Origin of the sequence: Microbacterium sp. MM2322, assembly GCF_964186585.1 — a bacterium.
Lineage (GTDB): Bacteria > Actinomycetota > Actinomycetes > Actinomycetales > Microbacteriaceae > Microbacterium.
The window spans coordinates 2,225,897-2,245,960 of the sequence record NZ_OZ075067.1; the positions used below are offsets into that span (position 1 = coordinate 2,225,897).

Annotated in this window: 17 protein-coding genes; 4 read left to right on the forward strand and 13 right to left on the reverse strand. The window is 69.8% G+C overall.

The window, feature by feature from the left end; genetic code table 11:
- Window positions 1-16: 16 nt before the first annotated feature.
- The 3 genes from ABQ271_RS10955 to ABQ271_RS10965 are packed head-to-tail and all read right to left on the reverse strand — an operon-like array spanning window position 17 to window position 3,422.
- Entirely contained in the window at window positions 17-1,510 is a 1,494-nt protein-coding gene (locus tag ABQ271_RS10955) for a histidine kinase N-terminal domain-containing protein (protein WP_349308791.1), read from the reverse strand.
- A gap of 47 nt (window positions 1,511-1,557) precedes the next feature.
- Window positions 1,558-2,796 (reverse strand): hypothetical protein, encoded by a 1,239-nt coding sequence (locus ABQ271_RS10960; RefSeq protein WP_349308792.1) that lies wholly within the window; start codon window positions 2,794-2,796, stop codon window positions 1,558-1,560.
- Window positions 2,793-3,422: an SAF domain-containing protein gene (locus tag ABQ271_RS10965; protein ID WP_349308793.1), complete on the reverse strand. Its 630-nt coding sequence runs from the start codon at window positions 3,420-3,422 to the stop codon at window positions 2,793-2,795. The genes ABQ271_RS10960 and ABQ271_RS10965 overlap by 4 nt, the downstream gene beginning before the upstream one ends.
- 121 nt (window positions 3,423-3,543) lie before the next feature.
- Between ABQ271_RS10965 and ABQ271_RS10970 the strand changes: the two genes are divergently transcribed.
- Entirely contained in the window at window positions 3,544-3,792 is a 249-nt protein-coding gene (locus ABQ271_RS10970; RefSeq protein ID WP_349308794.1) for a helix-turn-helix domain-containing protein, read from the forward strand.
- A gap of 16 nt (window positions 3,793-3,808) precedes the next feature.
- Here the strand turns inward: ABQ271_RS10970 and ABQ271_RS10975 are convergent, their stop codons facing one another.
- A complete protein-coding gene (locus ABQ271_RS10975; protein WP_349308795.1) occupies window positions 3,809-4,402 on the reverse strand; it encodes a hypothetical protein in 594 nt (197 codons plus the stop codon).
- A gap of 141 nt (window positions 4,403-4,543) precedes the next feature.
- Between ABQ271_RS10975 and ABQ271_RS10980 the strand changes: the two genes are divergently transcribed.
- Complete coding sequence (locus ABQ271_RS10980) at window positions 4,544-4,981, forward strand: Rv3235 family protein (protein WP_349308796.1); 438 nt, start codon at window positions 4,544-4,546, stop codon at window positions 4,979-4,981.
- 6 nt (window positions 4,982-4,987) lie between these two features.
- On the opposite strand, the gene ABQ271_RS10985 is transcribed toward ABQ271_RS10980, so the two are convergent.
- The gene (locus ABQ271_RS10985) at window positions 4,988-6,211 is read right to left on the reverse strand and encodes a pyridoxal phosphate-dependent aminotransferase (RefSeq protein WP_349308797.1); all 1,224 of its coding nucleotides are present in this window, start codon (window positions 6,209-6,211) and stop codon (window positions 4,988-4,990) included.
- 75 nt (window positions 6,212-6,286) lie between these two features.
- Window positions 6,287-9,070 (reverse strand): preprotein translocase subunit SecA, encoded by a 2,784-nt coding sequence (gene secA, locus ABQ271_RS10990; RefSeq protein ID WP_349308798.1) that lies wholly within the window; start codon window positions 9,068-9,070, stop codon window positions 6,287-6,289.
- Between the two features lie 178 nt (window positions 9,071-9,248).
- Between secA and ABQ271_RS10995 the strand changes: the two genes are divergently transcribed.
- Window positions 9,249-10,577: a hypothetical protein gene (locus tag ABQ271_RS10995; protein ID WP_349308799.1), complete on the forward strand. Its 1,329-nt coding sequence runs from the start codon at window positions 9,249-9,251 to the stop codon at window positions 10,575-10,577.
- Window positions 10,577-11,407, forward strand: a complete 831-nt coding sequence (locus ABQ271_RS11000; RefSeq protein WP_349308800.1) for a serine hydrolase domain-containing protein — start codon at window positions 10,577-10,579, stop codon at window positions 11,405-11,407. The genes ABQ271_RS10995 and ABQ271_RS11000 overlap by 1 nt, the downstream gene beginning before the upstream one ends.
- 65 nt (window positions 11,408-11,472) lie before the next feature.
- On the opposite strand, the gene raiA is transcribed toward ABQ271_RS11000, so the two are convergent.
- The 7 genes from raiA to ABQ271_RS11035 all read right to left on the reverse strand — a co-directional run bounded on the left by raiA (window position 11,473) and on the right by ABQ271_RS11035 (window position 20,030).
- The gene (raiA, locus tag ABQ271_RS11005) at window positions 11,473-12,132 is read right to left on the reverse strand and encodes a ribosome hibernation-promoting factor, HPF/YfiA family (RefSeq protein ID WP_349308801.1); all 660 of its coding nucleotides are present in this window, start codon (window positions 12,130-12,132) and stop codon (window positions 11,473-11,475) included.
- A 117-nt stretch (window positions 12,133-12,249) separates the two neighbouring features.
- Window positions 12,250-12,924 carry a phosphoribosyltransferase family protein gene (locus tag ABQ271_RS11010; RefSeq protein ID WP_349308802.1) on the reverse strand — a complete coding sequence of 225 codons (675 nt, stop codon included), beginning with the start codon at window positions 12,922-12,924 and terminating at the stop codon, window positions 12,250-12,252.
- Between the two features lie 94 nt (window positions 12,925-13,018).
- Complete coding sequence (locus ABQ271_RS11015; RefSeq protein ID WP_349308803.1) at window positions 13,019-14,692, reverse strand: LpqB family beta-propeller domain-containing protein; 1,674 nt, start codon at window positions 14,690-14,692, stop codon at window positions 13,019-13,021.
- Entirely contained in the window at window positions 14,689-16,368 is a 1,680-nt protein-coding gene (gene mtrB, locus ABQ271_RS11020) for an MtrAB system histidine kinase MtrB (protein WP_349308804.1), read from the reverse strand. The genes ABQ271_RS11015 and mtrB overlap by 4 nt, the downstream gene beginning before the upstream one ends.
- A gap of 19 nt (window positions 16,369-16,387) precedes the next feature.
- Complete coding sequence (gene mtrA, locus ABQ271_RS11025; RefSeq protein ID WP_349308805.1) at window positions 16,388-17,068, reverse strand: MtrAB system response regulator MtrA; 681 nt, start codon at window positions 17,066-17,068, stop codon at window positions 16,388-16,390.
- Between the two features lie 147 nt (window positions 17,069-17,215).
- The gene (gene katG, locus ABQ271_RS11030; protein WP_349308806.1) at window positions 17,216-19,555 is read right to left on the reverse strand and encodes a catalase/peroxidase HPI; all 2,340 of its coding nucleotides are present in this window, start codon (window positions 19,553-19,555) and stop codon (window positions 17,216-17,218) included.
- A gap of 40 nt (window positions 19,556-19,595) precedes the next feature.
- Window positions 19,596-20,030: a Fur family transcriptional regulator gene (locus ABQ271_RS11035; protein WP_349308807.1), complete on the reverse strand. Its 435-nt coding sequence runs from the start codon at window positions 20,028-20,030 to the stop codon at window positions 19,596-19,598.
- Window positions 20,031-20,064 lie beyond the last annotated feature (34 nt).

A 20,064-nucleotide genomic window follows, 5' to 3' on the forward strand; every position in this document is an offset into this window, starting at 1 on the left:
GCGTCGCGCGCGGGCCTCAGGCCCGCGCGCGCTCGATGTACCGCATCGGGATCTCGATCGTGACCTCGGTTCCACTCCCCATGAGAGTGTGCCAGTCGATGGTTCCGCTCAGCTCGCCCTGAATGAGGGTGCGCACGATCTGCGTGCCGAGACCGCGGCCGACCTGACCCTCGGGAAGGCCGACCCCGGTGTCGCGTACGCGCACCAGGAGCTGGTCCTCGTCGCGCTCGGCGATGATCTCGACCTCGCCCTCCTTGTCGGCGAGACCGTGCTCGACGGCATTCGTCACGAGCTCGGTCAGAGCCAGGGCGAGGGGCGTGGCGTATTCGCTCGGGAGGGTTCCGAACGTCCCGGTCTTGACGGTGCGCGCCCTCGTATTCGGGGCGGCTGCGACTTCGGCGACCAGCTTGAGGACCCGTTCGAAGACGTCGTCGAAGTCGACGCTCTGCATGAGCCCCTCGGAGAGCGTGTCGTGGACCACTGCGATCGCGCTGACGCGCCGCATGGCCTGGGTCAGCGCATCCCGGCCCTCGTCGGAGTGGGTGCGGCGCGCTTGTATGCGCAGGAGCGACGCGACCGTCTGCAGGTTGTTCTTGACCCGGTGGTGGATCTCCCGGATCGTCGCGTCCTTCGTGATGAGTTCCTGCTCCTGGTGGCGGATCTCGCTGACATCGCGGCAGAGGACGATGGCGCCGATCCGATTGCCGTTCTCGCGCAGCGGGATCGTCCGCAGCGACACGGTCACTCCGCGAGCCTCGACATCGGCACGCCACGGTGCGCGGCCGGCCATCACGATGGGGAGAGACTCGTCGAACTGACGGGATGCCGGCATGATCGTCGTCGCGACCTCCATCAGCGATTCGCCCTCGAGCTCGTCGTCGAACCCGAGCCGGTTGAACGCGGACAGCGCGTTCGGGCTCGCGAAGGTGGTGATGCCGTCGACATCCAGACGGATGAGGCCGTCAGAGGCGCGCGGAGCGCCGCGGCGGGGCGACGTCGGCGCTGTGAGATCCGGAAAATCCGCGGAGGCGATCATGCCGAACAGGTCGTCGGCGCAATCGTTGAAGGTGATCTGCTGGCGCGACGGCGTGCGCGCCTCGCCGAGGTTGGTGTGACGGGTCACCACACCGATCACCCGGGTCTCACGCCCCTCCCCCGCACGCTCGCGGACGATCGGCACGGCCCTCACCCGCGTGGGCGTCTCCTCGAACCAGTCCGGCGACGCCGAATCGACCATGCGGACCTGGGTGAACGCGTCCTTGACCTGCGTCCGCCACTGCGGACGCACGGCATCGCCGACGATGTCGCGGTAGAAGAGCGTCGCGGCTCCGCTCGGTCGGGTGTGAGCGACGGCGATGAACGAGTCATCCGCCGTCGGCACCCACACGACGATGTCGGCGAAGGCGAGGTCGGCGAGCAGCTGTCCGTCTCCGGCGAGGCGGTGGAGCCATTCCACGTCCTCCGCGGTGGAACGGCCTTGGGCGTAGACGAGGTCGCTGAGCGTGGACACGCATCCACCCTAGATCCTCCATCCGAGCGCTTCGGGCGACCCGGGTCCTACGCCGTCCGGGCGAGGCGCCTGATCGAATGGCGCGATGCGACGGGTTCCGTCGCCGCCCGCGGCGCGAGGGATTCGGCCACGAGCCGTCGTACCGCGGTCGGGACGGCCGAACGCGGCGCGACGTGGGCGATGGGGCGGGCGGCGAGCATGGCGGCATCCGTCCCGCGGGCATCCCAGGGCACGAAGGAGACGTCCGTCACCCCCGTGTACCGCTCGAGCGTGCGACGCACCTGACCACGCGGGTCGACGCCGAGGGCAGCAGCGCGGACTTTGTTCACCACCACGCGGACGGGCGTCGTACCAGCGGCTGCGCGGAGGTCGGGCCACGCCCGGACGAACCGGGAGACCCCCACGGGATCGGCCGCCACGACCGCGACGACGACGTCGGCGACGTCGAGCGCGGCACGCGTGGCGGCATTCCGGCGGGGCCCGTCGATGAGGTCGCTGACGATCTCCTCGTCACGTTCGAGAGGGGCGGCGACGTCGACGACGGTGTCATCCACCCATCCTCGACAGGCGTCGAGCGCGGCGGTCACGCGGTCGTGCGAGAGCTCGGGCCAGCGCCCCGGCCGATTGAGGCCCGTCAGGACATCCACCTCACCCAATGACGACGCGATGCGGCTCAGCTCGGCCACCGTGAGCGATCCGCGTTCGGCCTGGCGACAGGCGGCGGCGAAGCCGGGTCCCTCATCGGCCAGCCCCGTTGCGAGGGCGAGCGATGGCGCGTGCGAATCGGCGTCGACGAGGGCGACTCGATTCGTCGGCGTCGAGAGGGCGAACGCCAGCTCGACGGCGATCGTCGTCCGCCCCGGTGCGCCGTGCGCGCCCCAGACGGTGATCACCCGCCCCCGCGTGGCCTCGAGAGGGGTCGCCGACACGGGGACAGCCAGCAGGTCCGCGGCGGCCGCGTCGGGATCGTGCGCAGCGAGTCCGAGAGACGCGGCGAGGCGACGATCCGAACTCCGCGCACACAGCGGCACGATCCGCACCGACATCCGGTCGCACGCCGCCACGAGCTCCGCGGTGAGCGCTGCGGGACGCCCCTCGACGATGAGCAGGTCGGCGCGGGACAGCTCCGCCAGAAGCTCGGCGGCCTCCGGGGCGGACATCGCGTCGAGTGCGGCGCTGGCCGGAGCGGATGCCGCGACCACCGTCCGGACATCGGCGTCCTCCTGTCGCAGGCGCTGAGCGAGGTCCTCCCCACGTCGCCCGTCGACCGCGACGACGACCCTCACTGCGACTCCCCCGTGACGGGGACAACCGACAAGCTCGATTCGTCGGTGAGGGCTGCCAGGGTCGCAGCGACGTCGGAGCGGGGGATGACGATCTCCAGCGACACGTCCTTCCCCGACACCACGGCATCGTCGCGGGTGATGGTGACGACGGTCGCCGACGGCACCAGGATGCGCGGCTCACCGAGCTTGCCGTCCTCCTCCGCCGGTGCCGCCCACACCTCGACGAGGGATCCGGGAGAGATCGCCGCCGACACATCGCCCGCCGTGCGGATCACCACACTCGTCGTCGTCGCGGCATCCGCGTCGTCAACCGCCGCCTGAGGCAGGAGTTCGCCCTCGAAGACCGTGCGCGTCGCGATCACGCCGGGCTCGAGGGATGCCGGGGACACGTACGTCTCGCCGGCGGCGCCCAGCGCCACGTCGACCACCCTCAGATCCTCGGCCGTCACGGTCTGTCCGGGCACGATCGTCCGCGCGGCAGCGAACACGGGCGCGGTCTGGCGGGCGGAGGCGACGACGAGCCAGACGCCCGCGACGGAGGCGATGATGAGCGCGATCCCCAGCAGGAACCGCGCGTCGGCCCAGAACGCGCGAGGCGCGGGCCGGACGGTGTCGGGAGTGGTCATGACGTCATGCTGACCGAGCCCCGTCGCTGGTGGCGGGGATTATCCACAGGCCGCCCGCACTCGAGATGCGAGCCCCCATCGGGCCCATAATGGCCTCATGCCCGATGGAATGCCTGCGCGTATGCTCACGCCTGCCCAGGTTGCGGAAATGCTGCAGCTGGAGGTCGACGAGGTCGTCGCCCTTGCGCTCGACGGCCGTCTGCGCGGAGCTCGGCTGGGCTCGCCGGCATCGTGGCGAATCGAGGCGGCAAGCGTCGAGGACTACCTCGACGACCAGGCTGAGGACGCACGCCTGCACGCGCTGTGGCGTGAATCGAACGCCGCCAGCTTCCCCGAACTGTGGGGGCGGGGCCGCCGCGGCGGCGAGTAACGACGCGGCACCCTCCTCACGCGAACGCGACCGGTGACTCCAGCCGGATCCCGGCGAGCGCCGTGAAGGGGACGAGGCGGTGCCCCATCACGAGGTCGGCGCGTCGCGGCGTTCCACGATCGTGCAGAGCGAGGTCGAGGTGATCGGATGCCGCCCGGTCGATCGTGCCGCTGTACTCGCGGCCGTCCGTGGAGTGCAGCGTCACCGGTACGCGGCGCCGCGCGAGATCACGGAGGACGAATCCCAGCGTCATCCGCTCGCGAAGCCGGCTGGGCGTCGCGCCGCGGGCGCTGCGGAGCAGATCGGCGTGCGATGGGCCGAGAGCGACCACGGCTGCCAGCGGCACGAGGAGCGCACCGCGTGGAGCACCGTCGTCCACCGCAAGCCAGTCGGGTCCCGCAGCGATCGGCGTCCCATCGACGGATGAGCCGCCGGCGAGGTCGACGGTGACGGGCCCGTCGACACGATCGGCCAGAGCACTCAGGCGCTCGAAGAGGGACAGGCGCGCGAGGCGCAGCCGTTCGGCTTCCGTGTCGAGGGCAGCACGCTCGGCCTCCCATTCGGAGTCGAGTTGGTCCTCGAGGTCTTCGAAGAATCGGTCCCAGCGCACGCACGTGACAGTAGAGGACCGGGATGCCGACCGCCGTCTTTGTCCACAGGTTGGAGTATTCTCATCCACCCCCGCACGCAGGTGTGCTGTACTCATGCCGTTCACCGCTCCGTAGACACCTGTCGCCCGAGAGGAATCGACATGGCCCTCGCCGTAGACGAAGACCGCCGCATCCCGCGTTCGGGAAGCTCCCTCGAGGTCGCAGAGTACTTCGCGCCGCAACGCACCTCCTCGAGCGACCTCCCCGACGCGCTCCCCCTCGTCAAGAACCTCACGATCGGGGTGTTGGAGGTGCTGGCCGGCGTCCGGGATGTGGACCAGCTCGCACGCTGGCTCGGCGAAGACGCCTACCGGGCGCTCGTGACGCGAGCGAATCTCTCGGCTCGCGCACGAAGCGCGCGCGGCGTCGCGGCGGTCCGCCCGGCCCACCGCATCCTGTCGGAGCGCACCTGCGAGCCAGCGGACGGCGTGCTCGAAGCGGTCGTCGTGGTGAGTGGGCCCGCGCGGACCCGTGCGGTGGCGATGCGGCTCGAAGGCTGGGACGGTCGCTGGCGGGCGACCTCTCTCGCCCTGCTCTGACCCGGCCTACTGGCGGTAGGACGCGAGGAAGTTGCCCAGCCGCTCGATCGCTTCGCTGAGCACTCGGGCCTCGGGGAGGGTGACGATCCGGAAGTGATCCGGTGTCGGCCAGTTGAAGCCCGTCCCCTGTACCAGGAGGACGTGCTCGGCAACGAGGAAGTCGTACACGAACTTGGCGTCGTCGTGGATGTCATGAACCTCGGGGTCCAGCCGGGGGAACGCGTAGAGGGCGCCTTGCGGCTTGACGCAGCTGACGCCGGGGATCGCCGTGAGTCCCTCCCACGCCGCATCCCGCTGCTCGTGAAGACGGCCGGTGGGCGCGATGAGTGCGTCGATCGACTGCACGCCCGACAGCGCCGCCTGCACCGCGAACTGCGCGGGGACGTTCGGGCACAGCCGGGTCGACGCGAGCAGCTGGATGCCTTCCAGGAAACCGGCCGCATGCTTCTTCGGCCCCGTGATGACCATCCAGCCCGAGCGGTACCCGGCCACCCGGTAGGTCTTCGAGAGGCCGTTGTAGGTGAGGCAGAGGAGGTCGGGGGCGAGCGTCGCGAGCGGGATGTGCTGCGCGCCGTCGAAGAGGATGCGGTCGTAGATCTCGTCTGATAGAAGAAGCAGCTCGTGCTCGCGGGCGATCTCGACGATCCCCTGCAGGATCTCGCGCGTGTAGACGGCACCCGTCGGGTTGTTGGGGTTGATGACGACGATCGCCTTGGTGCGGGGTGTCACCTTTGCACGGATGTCGTCGAGGTCGGGCTGCCAGCCGTTCTCCCCGTCGGCGAGGTAGTGCACCGGCGTTCCGCCGGCGAGGCTCGTCATCGCCGTCCAGAGCGGGTAGTCCGGTGCCGGGATGAGGACCTCGTCCCCCTCGTCGAGGAGGGCCTGCATCGTCATCGTGATGAGCTCGGAGACGCCGTTGCCGAGATAGACGTCGTCAGGATCGAACTTGGGGAAGCCGGGCTCCTCCTCGTAGCGCGAGACGATCGCGCGGCGCGCGGACATGATGCCGCGGGAGTCCGAGTAGCCGTGCGCCTGGGGCACCGCCTCGATCATGTCGCGCACGATCTGGAACGGCGCCTGGAACCCGAAGATGGCCGGGTTGCCGGTGTTCAGCTTGAGGATCGTGTGACCCTCGTCCTCGAGCCGGTCGGCCTCCACCAGGGCTGCCCCGCGGATCTCGTAGAGGACGTCCTTGAGCTTGGATGACTGGTCGAGGGTGCGCGGGGTCATCGGTTCAGAATAGCGGGGGCCGACGGGGCCAATGACGGGTCGGTGGACCGCCCCGGCGCCCGTCGGCGCAGCCGTCTACTTCTTCTTGCCGGACGCCCGCCGCTGCGCACGGTTTCCCGCGTCGGCCGGTGCGGATGCGGCATCCACCTGCTGTCCGAACGCGCCTCGGGGGGCGTCGGCGGGAGCTTCCTGCTCGGCCTCGCGCTGGCGGGCCTTGCTGGTCGCGGCCTGCTGCACCTGACCCCGCTCATTCCGGACCTCGACTTCGCCGGCATCGTTGGGCGCCGTGTACTGCAGGTTCTGCACGTCGATCTCCGGCGAGGCGAGCCCCTTGGCCTCGATGTCGCCGCTCTCGGTCTGCCGAACCTCGACCTCGAGGTTGAAGAGGAACCCGACGGACTCCTCCTTGATCTGCGCCATCATCGACTGGAACATCTGGTACCCCTCGCGCTGGTACTCGATGAGCGGGTCGCGCTGGGCCATAGCGCGCAGGCCGATGCCGTCCTTCAGGTAGTCCATCTCGTAGAGGTGGTCGCGCCAGCGGCGGTCGAGCACCTGCAGCACCACGCGTCGCTCGAGTTCGCGCGTCGCAGCCTCGCCGAGCTTCTCCTCGCGCGAGCGGTAGGCGATCTTGGCGTCCGACAGGAGCTCGCGCTTGAGCAGCTCAGGGGTCACCTTGCCCTTGGCGCCGCTCTCGGCCACGACCTCGTCGATCGTGACGCCCACAGGGTAGAGCGTCTTCAGCTCGGCCCACATGGCGTCGAAGTCCCAGCTCTCGTTGTGCCCGGAGCCGGTGTGCTCGTCGATGATCGCGCCGATGGCGTCCTCGATGAAGTGCTCGACACGCGACGAGAGATCATCGCCCTCGAGCATCTGGCGCCGGTCGTGGTAGATCGCCTCGCGCTGGCGGTTCAAGACGTCGTCGTACTTGAGGACGTTCTTTCGGATCTCCGCGTTGCGCGCCTCGACCTGCGACTGGGCGCTCTTGATCGCCCGCGAGACCATGGTCGATTCGATGGCGACGTCGTCGGGGAAGTTCGTCCGCGCGAGGATCGCCTCGGCCGCGCCCGACTGGAACAGTCGCATGAGGTCGTCGGTGAGCGACAGATAGAAGCGGCTCTCGCCGGGGTCGCCCTGACGACCCGAGCGACCGCGCAGCTGGTTGTCGATACGACGCGATTCGTGGCGTTCCGTGCCGAGGACGTACAGACCGCCCGCCGCGACGACGCGGTCGGCCTCCTCCTGCACCTTCTCCTTGACGGCCGCGTACACCTCTTCCCAGGCGGCTTCGTACTCGTCGGGTGTCTCGACGGGGTCGAGACCCTTCGCCTTCATCTCCGAGACCGCGAGGAACTCGGCGTTTCCGCCGAGCATGATGTCGGTTCCACGACCGGCCATGTTGGTGGCGACCGTCACGGCACCGTATCGACCGGCGCGCGCGACGATCTCGGCTTCGCGAGCGTGGTTCTTCGCGTTCAGGACCTCGTGCTTGATGCCCTTCTTGGCGAGGAGCTTCGAGAGGTATTCGCTCTTCTCGACGCTGACCGTTCCCACCAGCACCGGCTGACCGGACTCGTGGCGCTCGGCGATGTCCTCGACCACCTGCGCGAACTTCGCCTGCTCGTTCTTGTAGACGAGGTCGGACTGGTCCTTGCGGATCATCGGCTTGTTCGTCGGGATGGGAACCACGCCGAGCTTGTACGTCGACATGAACTCGGCCGCTTCGGTCTCGGCGGTACCCGTCATGCCCGCGAGCTTGTCGTAGAGACGGAAGTAGTTCTGCAGGGTCACGGTGGCGAGGGTCTGGTTCTCGGCCTTCACCGCGACACCCTCCTTGGCCTCGATCGCCTGGTGGATGCCCTCGTTGTAACGACGACCGACCAGGATGCGGCCGGTGTGCTCGTCGACGATCATGACCTCGCCGTTCATCACGACGTAGTCGGTGTCGCGCTTGAACAGGGCGAGCGCCTTGATCGAGTTGTTGAGGAAGGAGATGAGAGGGGTGTTCGCCGACTCGTAAAGGTTGTCGATGCCGAGGTAGTCCTCGACCTTCTCGATGCCGGGCTCGAGCACGCCGATCGTGCGCTTCTTCTCGTCGACCTCGAAGTCGACGCCCGCTTCGAGGGTGCGCGCGATCTTCGCGAACTCGGTGAACCAGCGGTTCGCCTCGCCCGACGACGGGCCCGAGATGATGAGCGGCGTTCGGGCCTCGTCGATGAGGATCGAGTCGACCTCGTCGACGATGCAGTAGAAGTGACCGCGCTGGACGAGGTCATCACTGCGCCACGCCATGTTGTCGCGCAGGTAGTCGAAGCCGAACTCGTTGTTCGTGCCGTAAGTGATGTCGGCCTCGTACTGCTGGCGACGCACCTCGGGGTTCTGCCCCGAGACGACGGTTCCCGTCGTCATGCCGAGGGCGCGGAAGACACGACCCATGAGCTCGGACTGGTACGACGCGAGATAGTCGTTCACCGTGATGACGTGGACGCCCTTGCCGGCGATCGCGTTGAGGTAGGCGGGGAGAGCAGCGGTCAGGGTCTTGCCCTCACCGGTCTTCATCTCGGCGATGTTGCCGAGGTGGAGGGCGGCGCCGCCCATGACCTGCACGTCATACGGACGCTGGCCGAGCGTGCGGCTGGCGGCTTCTCGCACGGCGGCGAATGCTTCGGGCATGAGCTTGTCGAGCGTCTCGCCGGCCTCGTAGCGGGCGCGCAGCTCGGCGGTCTCGCCGCGCAACTCCTCGTCGGTGAGGTGCGCGTAGTCCTCTTCGAGGGCCGACACGGCCTTCACGACCTGCTGCAGCCTGCGCAGAACGCGGCCTTCACCGGCACGAAGCAGTTTCTCGAAGGGGTTCGCCACGGAGGATCTCCATCTGTCGGTTCGCCACCCCGACGAGCGATGTCGGGATGTCGGTGCGCGGGACGCGCAGACATACACCGCCATGTTATCGGCCCGTGACCTACGAGGTTGCTGGAGACGCTCGGCATCCCCCGCCCGGAGTCGACCTGCGGCATCCCTCGGCCCGTAAGATCGGCGCATGGCGGGTTTCTGGGGCAGACGAAAGCGCGAAGACGCGGAGATCGAGGCACAGGATGCCGAGCTCAGCCGGAAGGCGGGAGCGGCACTCGTGTCGGCAGACGAGCGGATCCGGGTGACGGACGACGAGCTCGCCTACGCCGAGATCGAACTCGGACGAGACGCGACGAAGGACCTGCGCGACGCGCTGGCCGCCGTGCGCCAACACCTCGGCGAGGCGTTCCAGCTGCATCAGCTCAACCACGACGAGATCCCCGACACTCCCGAGGAGCTCCGCACCCGCAACGCACGCATCGTGCAGCTGTGCGAATGGGCCGAGGACCTGCTCGACGACCGCATGGAATCGCTCGGCGAGGCCATCGCCCGTGCGCGCCGCGCCCCTGAGATCATCGCCGGCATCCGTACCGACGTCGCGCGCCTGCGCGAACGCCTCCCGGCACTGACCGCGAGCCTGGAGCGGCTGTCGACGAGGTACTCGGATGCCGCGATGCGGACGGTCCTCGGCAACGCCGCCGAAGCGGCTCAGCTGCTCGACTTCGCCGAGCACAGCTCTGACGTGTCCGAGCGCCGCCGCGACGCGGGACAGCGCGAGCAGGCGAACCTCGCCCTCGAGACGGCGATCGAGGCATCCCGACGCGCCGGCACGCTCGTCGAAGCCGTCGACACGTTCGAGATCGAAGCGCTGCGCGCCGAGTCCACCCTCGCGGCGATCGTCGACGACTCGCGGGACGACCTGATCGTCGCCCAGCCCCTGCTGTCGACTCCTGCCGTCGCGAGCGCGGCCGCGGACCTCGAAGCCGCGCTCGGCTCGTTGACACCGGCGGGGAGCAAGCCCGATCCGTTCGCCGAGCTCACCCGACTGCGTGCCGCGAACGCGGCCCTGGATGCCGCAGTCGACAAGGCGCGCGAACGGGCCGCACGACCCGTGCCGACCGAGGATCACGTCCACCACGCGATCGATGACGCCGACCGGCAGATCGGCGTCGCACGCAGCGTCATCTCCGGCCACCGCGGCTGGATCGGTGCGGACGCACGGACCCGGCTCGCCGAAGCGGAACGAATCCGCGGCGACCTGATGCGTTTCGGGGGTCCGATCGACGAGGACGACCGGGACGAGGCGATGGGCCTCGCCCGCCGGGCGGCGCATTTGGCCGGCGAAGCGCTTCAGCTCGCTCAGCGGGACATCGATTCGTCCCGCCCCGACGACTGGGGCAACGGCGGGTACGGCGGTCGCGGTGGCATGGGCGGCGGGATGGGCGGCGGCAGCCTCGCCGGTGGCCTGCTCGGCGGCCTCGTCATCGGTGGCCTCCTCGACGGCATGTTCGACTGATGCCCGCGCTCGACGAAGCGGTCGCCGTCTCGCAGGACTGGGACGTGCCGCACGCCTCCGTCGCTGTCGTGAGCGCGGACGGCCGGACCGCGGCATCCGCGGGCGATCAGGATCGCGTGTACCGTCTCGCATCGGTGACGAAACTCCTCAGCGCCTACGCGGCGCTCGTCGCAGTCGAAGAGGGTGCGCTCGCGCTCGACCAGCCCGCCGGCCCGCCGGGCGCCACCGTCGAGCATCTCCTCGCGCACACCGCCGGCTACGACTTCTCGACGTCTGCCCTCCGGGCCGCTCCCGGCGAGCGCCGGTTGTACTCGAACACGGGGTTCGAGGTGCTCGCCGACCTGCTGGAATCCGAGACCGGCATCGCCTTCGACGCGTACGCGCACGAGGCGGTGTTCGCCCCCCTTGCCATGGCGTCGACGACGATCGGCGACTCCGCCGCGGCCGGGGGATCGTCCTCGGCCGCCGACCTGGCGCGCTTCGCCGCCGAATTGCAGGAGCCCCGGCTGCTCGACCCGGCGACCTTGACGCGAGCCACGGGAGTGTCCTTCCCGGGACGCCGCGGCATCCTGCCGGGATTCGGCCAGCAGCCGGAGAACGACTGGGGGCTCGGGCTCGAGATCCGCGGCACCAAGAGCCCGCACTGGACGGGTGCGCACAACTCCCCCGAGACGTTCGGACACTTCGGACAGTCGGGGACGTTCCTCTGGGTCGACCCGCGCGCCGGGGCCGCTCTCGTCGCCCTGACCGATCGCCCGTTCGGCGCGTGGGCTGCGGAGACCTGGCCGCCCTTCAGCGACGGCGTCCTCGAGGCCCTCGCGTCGCGATGAGACGACGATGCGGAACGACGAAGGGCGGATGCCGCGCAGCATCCGCCCTTCGTCGTCTCAGGAGGTCAGGAAGCGAGCTCCGCGGGGGCGGCAGTGGTCGTGAGGGAGATCACACCGTAGTCCCAGCCCTTGCGGCGGTAGACGACGCTCGGCTGGTCGCTACGTGCGTCGATGAAGAGGAAGAAGTCGTGGCCGACCAGCTCCATCCGGTCGACGGCCTCTTCCACCGTCATCCATTCGGGGTCGAAACGCTTGGTGCGGATGACGACGGGGGTGTAGTCCTCTTCGTCCTCGGCGCCGGTCACGATCGGCACCTCCCCCGTGGCGACCGCCCGGATGACGTCGACGGATGCGGGCTGCACGTCGATGCCCTGCAGCGTGCCGGTGCCCTTTTCGAGCTTCGCGCCGCGGGGGTGGTTGCGCAGGTCGACGCGCTTCTCCTTCGCACGGCGGATCTGCTCGGCGAGCTTGGTGATCGCGACGTCGAGAGCGGCGAACTTGTCGCCGTCCACCGCCTCGGCTCTGACGAGGGGGCCCTTGCCGGTGAGGGTGACCTCGACCGTCTCGTCCTCGCGTCCACCGTTGTGGTAGACGCGGTGCGTGACCTTGATGTCGAGCCGCTGGGCTCGAGGGGCAAGGTGCTCGATTCGGGCGGACTTCTCTTCGACGACTGTGCGGAAACGATCGCTGACGCTGACGCCCACACCGACGATGTTGATTTCCATCCCTGACCTCCTTGTTCCGGTCCACCCGGTCAAGGGCGGACCGCGGTTCGCCTTGTGTCCCCCCACCGTAGTGCTGCTCCTGCGCTGTGTCACGGCCGGATCACGATGAATCCCGTTTCAGCCTCCTGGGCGATGCCGGAGGGGCGTCGCCGCGATCGTGACCGCCCCCGCGACGGCGACCCCCGCCGCGGTCAGCGCCCGCGTCGCCTCCTCGAGGGTGGCTCCCGTCGTGACGACGTCGTCCACCAGAACGACGGCGCGTCCCCGCAGACGTTCCGCCGCGCTCGGGCGTGCCCGCATCGCGCCCGCCAGGTTCGCGGCGCGACCGTCGCGGGTCAAGCTGCGCTGGTCCGCCGTCGCGCGGGCGACGCTGAGGAGTGGGAACGGCCGCCAGCCCGCCCGGCGGGCCGCGAGCACGACGGGGGCGTAGCCGCGTCGGCGCATCGACGATCGGCTGGCGGGGACGGCGACGGGGACGCCGTCGAGTCCCGCCGGCCACGCCTCTCGGAGTGCGATCCCGAGCGGCCGGGCGAGCCCGGTCCTCCCGTCCTCCTTGAACGAGCGGATGACGCGCGCCGCCACCCCGTCGAACACGAGGGCGCTCCGTACCTCGAGTCCACCGGGGAGTTGGCGGACACGCGCAGACGCGCGGAGCTGCTCCCGGCAGGGCTCGCAGAGATCGCGGTCGGCGAGGTCGCACCCGGCGCACGACACCGGGAACACGACGGCGAGCGCGTCTTCGACGGCCCGGCGCGCGCTCAGCGCGAGGGAAGAGGCGGTGGGAGGCGGCATCCGCTCAGCGTGCGTCGCCGCTCACGCGCGCGGACCTCGCGCGCGGCTGCCCGGGGACGCCCCGCCGAGCGGAGATCCTGGGGAGGAGACGGGGTCAGCCGGGGAGGCCCTGCTGCCCCGCCAGCACGCTCACGTCGGATGCGAGGACCTGCCACGACCCGCGCTGCACGTAGAGGCTGCCGTCGTCGGTGAGGAGGCTCACGCTGCCGCTCTGGTTGCCACCCGCGATCGCGACGATGCCGTCGGGGCCGCGGACCTCCGTGCCCAGGCCGCCGATCGTCTGCTCGCGCACGACACGCTGCTGACCGTCGACGAAGACGAGCGCGAGCGTCGCACCGTCGATCCACGTGAGATCCACCCCGCGGCCGCCAAGAGTGGCCACCGGAAGCGGCTCACCGAGCGAGGTCGGTACGCCGTTCTCGTCACGGATGATCCCGGCGACCCACACGGCCGATTCGCCGCCCGCTCGAACGAGCGCCGCGACCCGGGCGCCGTCGCGCGATACGCGCATCGCCGTCACCTCGGACGCTCCGACCCATCCCGACGAGATGGTCTGCGCATTGCCGTCCGGGCCGTAGGCCGCGATCGTCCCCGGCTTGTCACGGGGGACCGTCCAGATGTAGCCGAACGTGTCGATCGTGGGCGCCGTCATCCCCGCACGAGTGTCGAGTCCGACGCGAGTGCCGTCCGACGACACCCGGTAGATGGCGCCGGTCCCGGTGCGAACCGCCGCAGTGGTGCGGGCGGCATCCAGCTCGACCGCCCGCGGATCCAGGCCGTCGAAAGCCGCCGCGAAACCGGGCACCGATTCGATGTCGCGCCCCGAGAGGAATCCGAACTTCCCGTCCTGCAGCACGAGCGGGCGCGCATCGACCGCGGTCGATCGGGCGGTTCGGGCCGTTACGTCGAGCGGCTCGTCGCCGACGAGCATCTGGACATCGAGGATGCCGGCACCCGCCAGGCTCGCTTCGAGCTGGGCTTTCATGCGCGCCAATGTTTCGCGGGACAGATCGCGGATGGAGGGATCGAACGATATCTGCGCAACCCCGGACTCGACCGGCACCGACGGCTGGGTGAGGGTCGCCTCGCCCGTGAAGGCCGTTCGCACCGACCCCGCGAGCCAGGGGCTCGGCGCGCCCGACACGAGCGCCGCCGTGATGCGGGTAGCCGGGTTCGTCGACGGGAACCAGCGAACGTCGGGGATGAGGGTGCGCCAGGCGCGATCGAAGTAGGAGAGGTCGTAGCTCTGGAAGACCGAGCCGAACCGGTTCGCGTCGAGCACGATGCCGTCGGGCGCCTGGGAGATACGCCACTGCCCGCGCTCCTTGGCGAGGGAGAAGGTGAAGGGGATGCGGCCCTTCTCGGCCGGCTCGTACGATCCGGCCGAGTCGACGATCGCAACGGGCTCGACCGTGAAGACGATCTCGTTCTCGCTGGGCGCGGAGATCGCACTCTCCCCGGGCCGGTAGACGGTGACGTTCGCCTGCGGCTGCCACTTCTGCCGGAACTGCTTCGTGAGGAACTCCTGCGCGACCTCCCAATTGCCGCGAGGACCGGAGCCGGCGGCGATGAAGCCCTCGACGATCTGCTGGGGCGTGGCATCCCCCACCGGCCCATCGGGCACGTAGGAGAAGTCCGGCGGCCCCTCGACCTCGTCGATCGCCTTCCCGACGTGCACCGGGCCGCCGATGGGCAGGCCCGCGCACGCCGTCAGGACGAGCGCGAGGACGACGGCGAGCGTGGCCGCGAAGCGTCGGCGGATGATCATGTTCTCTCCTCCCGCTGCGGCAGGGTGATCGGCTGGGTCAGGCCGAGGTCGCCGAGCGCGGCGTCGTCGCGCGGATCGAGCTCGATCGGCGAGCTGCCGGACAACTGCTCCCCCACGCGACGAGGCAACGTCAGGACGAAATGGCTACCGCCGCCGAGCTCGGACCAGACCTCGAGTGTGCCGCCGTGCAGCCGCGCGTCGCCGAGGGCGATCGACAGACCCAATCCCGTCCCGCCGATCGTCCGACGGCGGGACGGGTCCGCACGCCAGAACCGGTCGAACACCCTCTCCGTGTCGGCTTCGCTCATCCCGAGCCCGAAGTCGCGCACGCCCAGAGCGACGGCCCGCTGATCGCTGTCGACGGTCACGACGATCGGGCGCCCTTCGCCGTGCTCGATGGCGTTTCCGAGCAGATTCCGGACGATCCGACGGATGCGGCGGGGATCCATCTCCACTGGCGAGTACCCACCGGGGGCGACCAGGCGCACGTCGCTGCCGTGCTGCTCGGCGAGCTGGGCCATCGACTCGATCGTGTCTTCGGCGAGGTGCGCGAGACTCGTCGGCTCGAGCTCGAGCTGCACCGATCCGGCGTCGTAGCGGCTGATCTCGAGGAGGTCCACGAGGAGCACTTCGAAGCGCTGCACCTGCGCGTGCAGAAGTTCGGCGGCGCGCGATGTCGAGGCGTCGAACTCGTCCCGCTGATCGTTGATCATGTCGGCCGCGAGACGGATGGTGGTCAGCGGCGTGCGGAGTTCGTGCGAGACGTCGGAGACGAAGCGCTGCTGGACGAGCGAGAGCTCGGCGAGTTCCTTGATCTGTCCCTCGATGCTGTCGGCCATCGCGTTGAACGAACGCCCCAGAGTCGCGAACTCGTCTTCGCCGCGGACCGGGAGGCGCACACCGAGGTCTCCTGCGGCGAGCTTCGCGCTCGTCTCGGCGGCCTGGGCGATCGGCACGGTGACGGAGCGGAGCACGAACAGCGAGATCCCGCCGATCAAGACGAGCAGAGCCGCGCCGACGACCCACAGAGTGACCTGCACGAACTGCAGGGTCTGCGCCTCCGACCCCAGGTCGTACGCGAAGTAGACCTCGTAGGCGCCCGCCTCGGGAACGTTCAGCTGCTGGCCGACGATGATCCCCGGCGTCTCACCGCCGTCCGCTTCGGGGAGTCCGATCGACTGCCACCACTGCCGGTCCCCCGTCAGACGCACGCTCTCGCGGAGCTCGGGCGAGATCATCGACTCCTCGAGGCCGCCGGCCTCGAAGTTCTGCGGCGCGATCGCCGACGGCTCGTCGTCGATGCGGAAGACCGCGAGCATCGTCGTACCCGCCTGCCGCGAGAGGATCTCCCGACGAACCTCGTCCATCAGCACCTGCAGGGCGACCTCGTCGCTGTCGACGACGGCCGCGTCGAACGTGCTCTGCGCGGCCTGCGTCGCCCGCTGCGCGGCATCCTGCACCTGTTCGGCGCGGGACTCGTACAGGTCGGTCAGGATCGCGAGCGACATCCAGACGAGGGCGATGAGGATCGTCAGCGCGGTGAGGGTGAGCGTCACCGAGAGCGTGCGGAAGCGCAGCGACCGACGCCAGAGGAACCGGATGCGACGCTGCCACGACCGCCAGTCCCGCCACGGCGGGACCACCGTGTGTGTGCTGGTGCGCGCGGTCACCGACACGATCGGAGGCTCCGGCCGGTCACACGGCGGCGCCGGCGCGATAACCCACGCCGCGCACGGTCGTCACGATCTGAGGGTTGTCGGGGTCGCGCTCGACCTTGGCCCGGAGCCGCTGGACGTGGACGTTCACGAGGCGGGTGTCGGCCTTGTAGTGGTAGCCCCAGACCTGCTCGAGCAGCATCTCGCGGGTGAAGACCTGCTGCGGCTTGGACGCCAGGGCGACGAGGAGTTCGAATTCGAGCGGAGTGAGGGCGATGATGCCGTCTGCTCGTCGTACCTCGTGCGCCGCGACGTCGACCGTCAGATCGCCGATCCGCAGGTTCTCCGCGTTCGCATCCGCGGTCGGCCGGAGTCGGGTGCGGATGCGGGCGACGAGCTCCTTCGGGTTGAAGGGCTTCACGATGTAGTCGTCGGCACCGGACTCGAGCCCTCGGACGACATCAGCGGTGTCGGTGCGGGCGGTGAGCATGATGATGGGGACGCCGGACTCGGCGCGCACGCGAGTGCACACCTCGATGCCGTCCATCCCGGGCAGCATCAGGTCGAGCAGGATGAGGTCGGGACGCTCGTCCCGCCAGGCGTCAACGGCGCCGGCGCCGTCAGCGCAGAAGGCGACATCGAAGCCTTCGGTGCGCAGGACGATGCCGATCATCTCTGCGAGAGCGGTGTCGTCGTCGACCACCAGGATGCGCGATGTCATAAAGCCGATGTCGTCCTTCGGGGTTGGCGGATGCCGGTGCACCCCCCACGGGTGAGTCCACAGTAACTGACGGGTGCCCGCTCGTGCCCGGACGACGCACGGCCCCTCCCCGAAAGGAGGGGCCGTGCGTCGATCTGCGGCTGCGGATCAGGCGTGCAGGTCGAACCGGTCGAGCTCGGTGACCTTCGTCCAGGCGGCGACGAAGTCGCGGACGAACTTCTCGCCGGCGTCGTCGGAGGCGTAGACCTCGGCGACGGCGCGGAGCTCCGAGTTCGCGCTGAAGACGAGGTCGACACGCGTGCCGACGCCGATCTCGGAGCCGTCCGCCGCGGTGCCGCGGAAGGCGTGCGAGCCGGGGTCGAGCGGCTTCCACGTCGCGCCCAGGTCGAGCAGCTTCACGAACACGTCGTTCGTGAGGACGCCCGGACGATCGGTGAACACGCCGTAGGGCGAGCCGTCCCAGTTCGCGCCGAGGGCGCGGAGACCGCCGACGAGAACGGTCGTCTCGGGAGCGCTCAGCGTCAGGAGGTTCGCCTTGTCGATGAGGTGGTGCTCCGCGGGGAGGACCGCGTTCGGGCCGTAGTAGTTGCGGAACCCGTCGGCGGCCGGCTCGAGGTAGCCGAACGACAGCTCGTCGGTCTGCTCCTGCGACGCGTCGGTGCGGCCGGGGTGGAACGGCACGGTGGCCTCGACCCCGGCATCCTTCGCCGCCTTCTCGACACCCGCGTTGCCCGCGAGCACGATGAGGTCGGCGAGCGAGACCTTCTTGCCGCCGGTCTGCTCCGCGTCGAACGCGGCCTTCACGCCCTCGAGCGCGGCGAGCACGGTCTGCAGCTGAGCGGGGTTGTTGACCTCCCAGTCCTTCTGCGGCGCGAGGCGGATGCGGGCGCCGTTGACGCCGCCTCGCTTGTCGCTGCCACGGAAGGTGGATGCCGCGGCCCAGGTCGTCGAGACCAGCTGCGACACGGTGAGGCCGGTGGCGAGGATGCGCTCCTTGAGGAGAGCGGCATCCGCATCGTCGATCAGGGCGTGGTCGACGGCGGGCACCGGGTCCTGCCAGATGAGCTCCTCCTGCGGCACCTCGGGTCCGAGGTAGCGGGCGACGGGGCCCATGTCGCGGTGGGTCAGCTTGAACCACGCGCGGGCGAACGCGTCGCCGAAGGCGACCGGGTCGTCCTTGAAGCGGCGCGAGACCGCGTCGTAGGCCGGGTCGGTGCGGAGGGCGACGTCGCTGGTCAGCATGCGGGGCTCGCGACGACCGTCGGAGTGGGCCAGGGGCACCATGTCGGCACCCGCACCGTTCTTCGGACGCCACTGGTGGCCGCCGCCGGGGCTCTTCATGAGCTCCCAGTCGTAGGCGTAGAGGATGTGGAAGAACTCGTTGTCCCACCGCGTCGGGTGGTACGTCCAGGTGACCTCGAGCCCGGAGGTGATCGTGTCGTCGCCCTTGCCCGTGCCGTGGTTGTTCTTCCATCCCAGGCCCTGCTGCTCGATCCCCGCGGCTTCGGGGTTCTCCTCGACGTTCGTGTCGGGGGCGGCGCCATGGGTCTTGCCGAAGGTGTGACCACCGGCGATGAGGGCGACGGTCTCCTCGTCGTCCATCCCCATGCGGCCGAAGGTCTCGCGGATGTCGCGGGCCGACTTCAGCGGGTCGGGCTCGCCGTTGGGGCCCTCGGGGTTCACGTAGATGAGACCCATCTGCACTGCGGCGAGCGGCTTCTCGAGGTTGCGGTCACCGCTGTAGCGCTCATCGGCGAGCCACGTGGTCTCGGGGCCCCAGTACACGTCGTCGTCCGGCTCCCAGACGTCGGGGCGGCCGCCGCCGAAGCCGAAGGTGGAGAAGCCCATGGTCTCGAGCGCGACGTTGCCGGCGAGGATCATGAGGTCGCCCCAGGAGAGGGACTGCCCGTACTTCTTCTTGACGGGCCACAGCAGGCGCCGCGCCTTGTCGAGATTGACGTTGTCGGGCCAGCTGTTCAGCGGCGCGAAGCGCTGCTGGCCGGTGCCGCCGCCGCCGCGACCGTCGGTCGCGCGGTAGGTGCCGGCGGAGTGCCACGCCATGCGGATCATGAGGGGCCCGTAGTTGCCGAAGTCGGCCGGCCACCAGTCCTGCGAGGTGGTGAGGACGGCGGCGATGTCGGCCTTCACGGCGGCGAGGTCGAGGCTCTCGAAGGCCGCCTTGTAGTCGAAGTCCTCGCCGACGGGGTTTCCGACGGCCGGGTTCTTCTTGAGGATGCGGAGGTTCAGCTGGTTCGGCCACCACACCTGGTTGGCGGTGCCGACGGTGGGATGCGGCTGGCCACCGTGGTTGGCGCGGTCGGCGCCGGGAGCGGAGTGGATGACGGGGCATCCATCGGCGGCGTTGTCGCGGGGACGCGTCTCGCCGTCGCCGCGCTCATCGACCGGGGTGTCGATGGGGGTGACGGCCTGGTCGGTGTCGGTGGCGTCGGCGCCGAGAGGCTCGGCCTGGGGGTCACGGTCGCTCATGGTGATCCTTCCGTTCGGGGTGAGGGGAGAGAGGGGATGATCAAGCGGCGGCCTCGGCGGCGCACGCACCGCAGAGACCCCAGTAGGTCACCTCGGCCGAGGCGATCCGGAAGCCGTGATCGTCGGACGGGTGAAGGCACGGAGCGGCGCCGACGGCGCAGTCGACGTCCTGGACGAGACCGCACCCCGTGCAGACGAGGTGGTGGTGGTTGTCGTCGACGCGCAGCTCGAACAGCATGGGCTGGCCAGCGGGCTCGATGCGGCGGACGATCGCGGCATCCGCGAAATCGTTGAGCGCGTTGTAGACCGACTGGCGACTCGCCCTGGGCAGCGCCCCCGCCACCGCGGCGAAGACCGCGTCAGCGCTCGAATGGGGGTGAGCGGCGATCGCGGCGAACACTGCGAGCCGCGATTCCGTCACCCGCAGTCCCGCGTCGCGGAGGGCGACGGCGGGGTCCGCGGCGAGATCGGTCATGCCCTCACCCTACGCGTTCTTTTGATCTATTCAA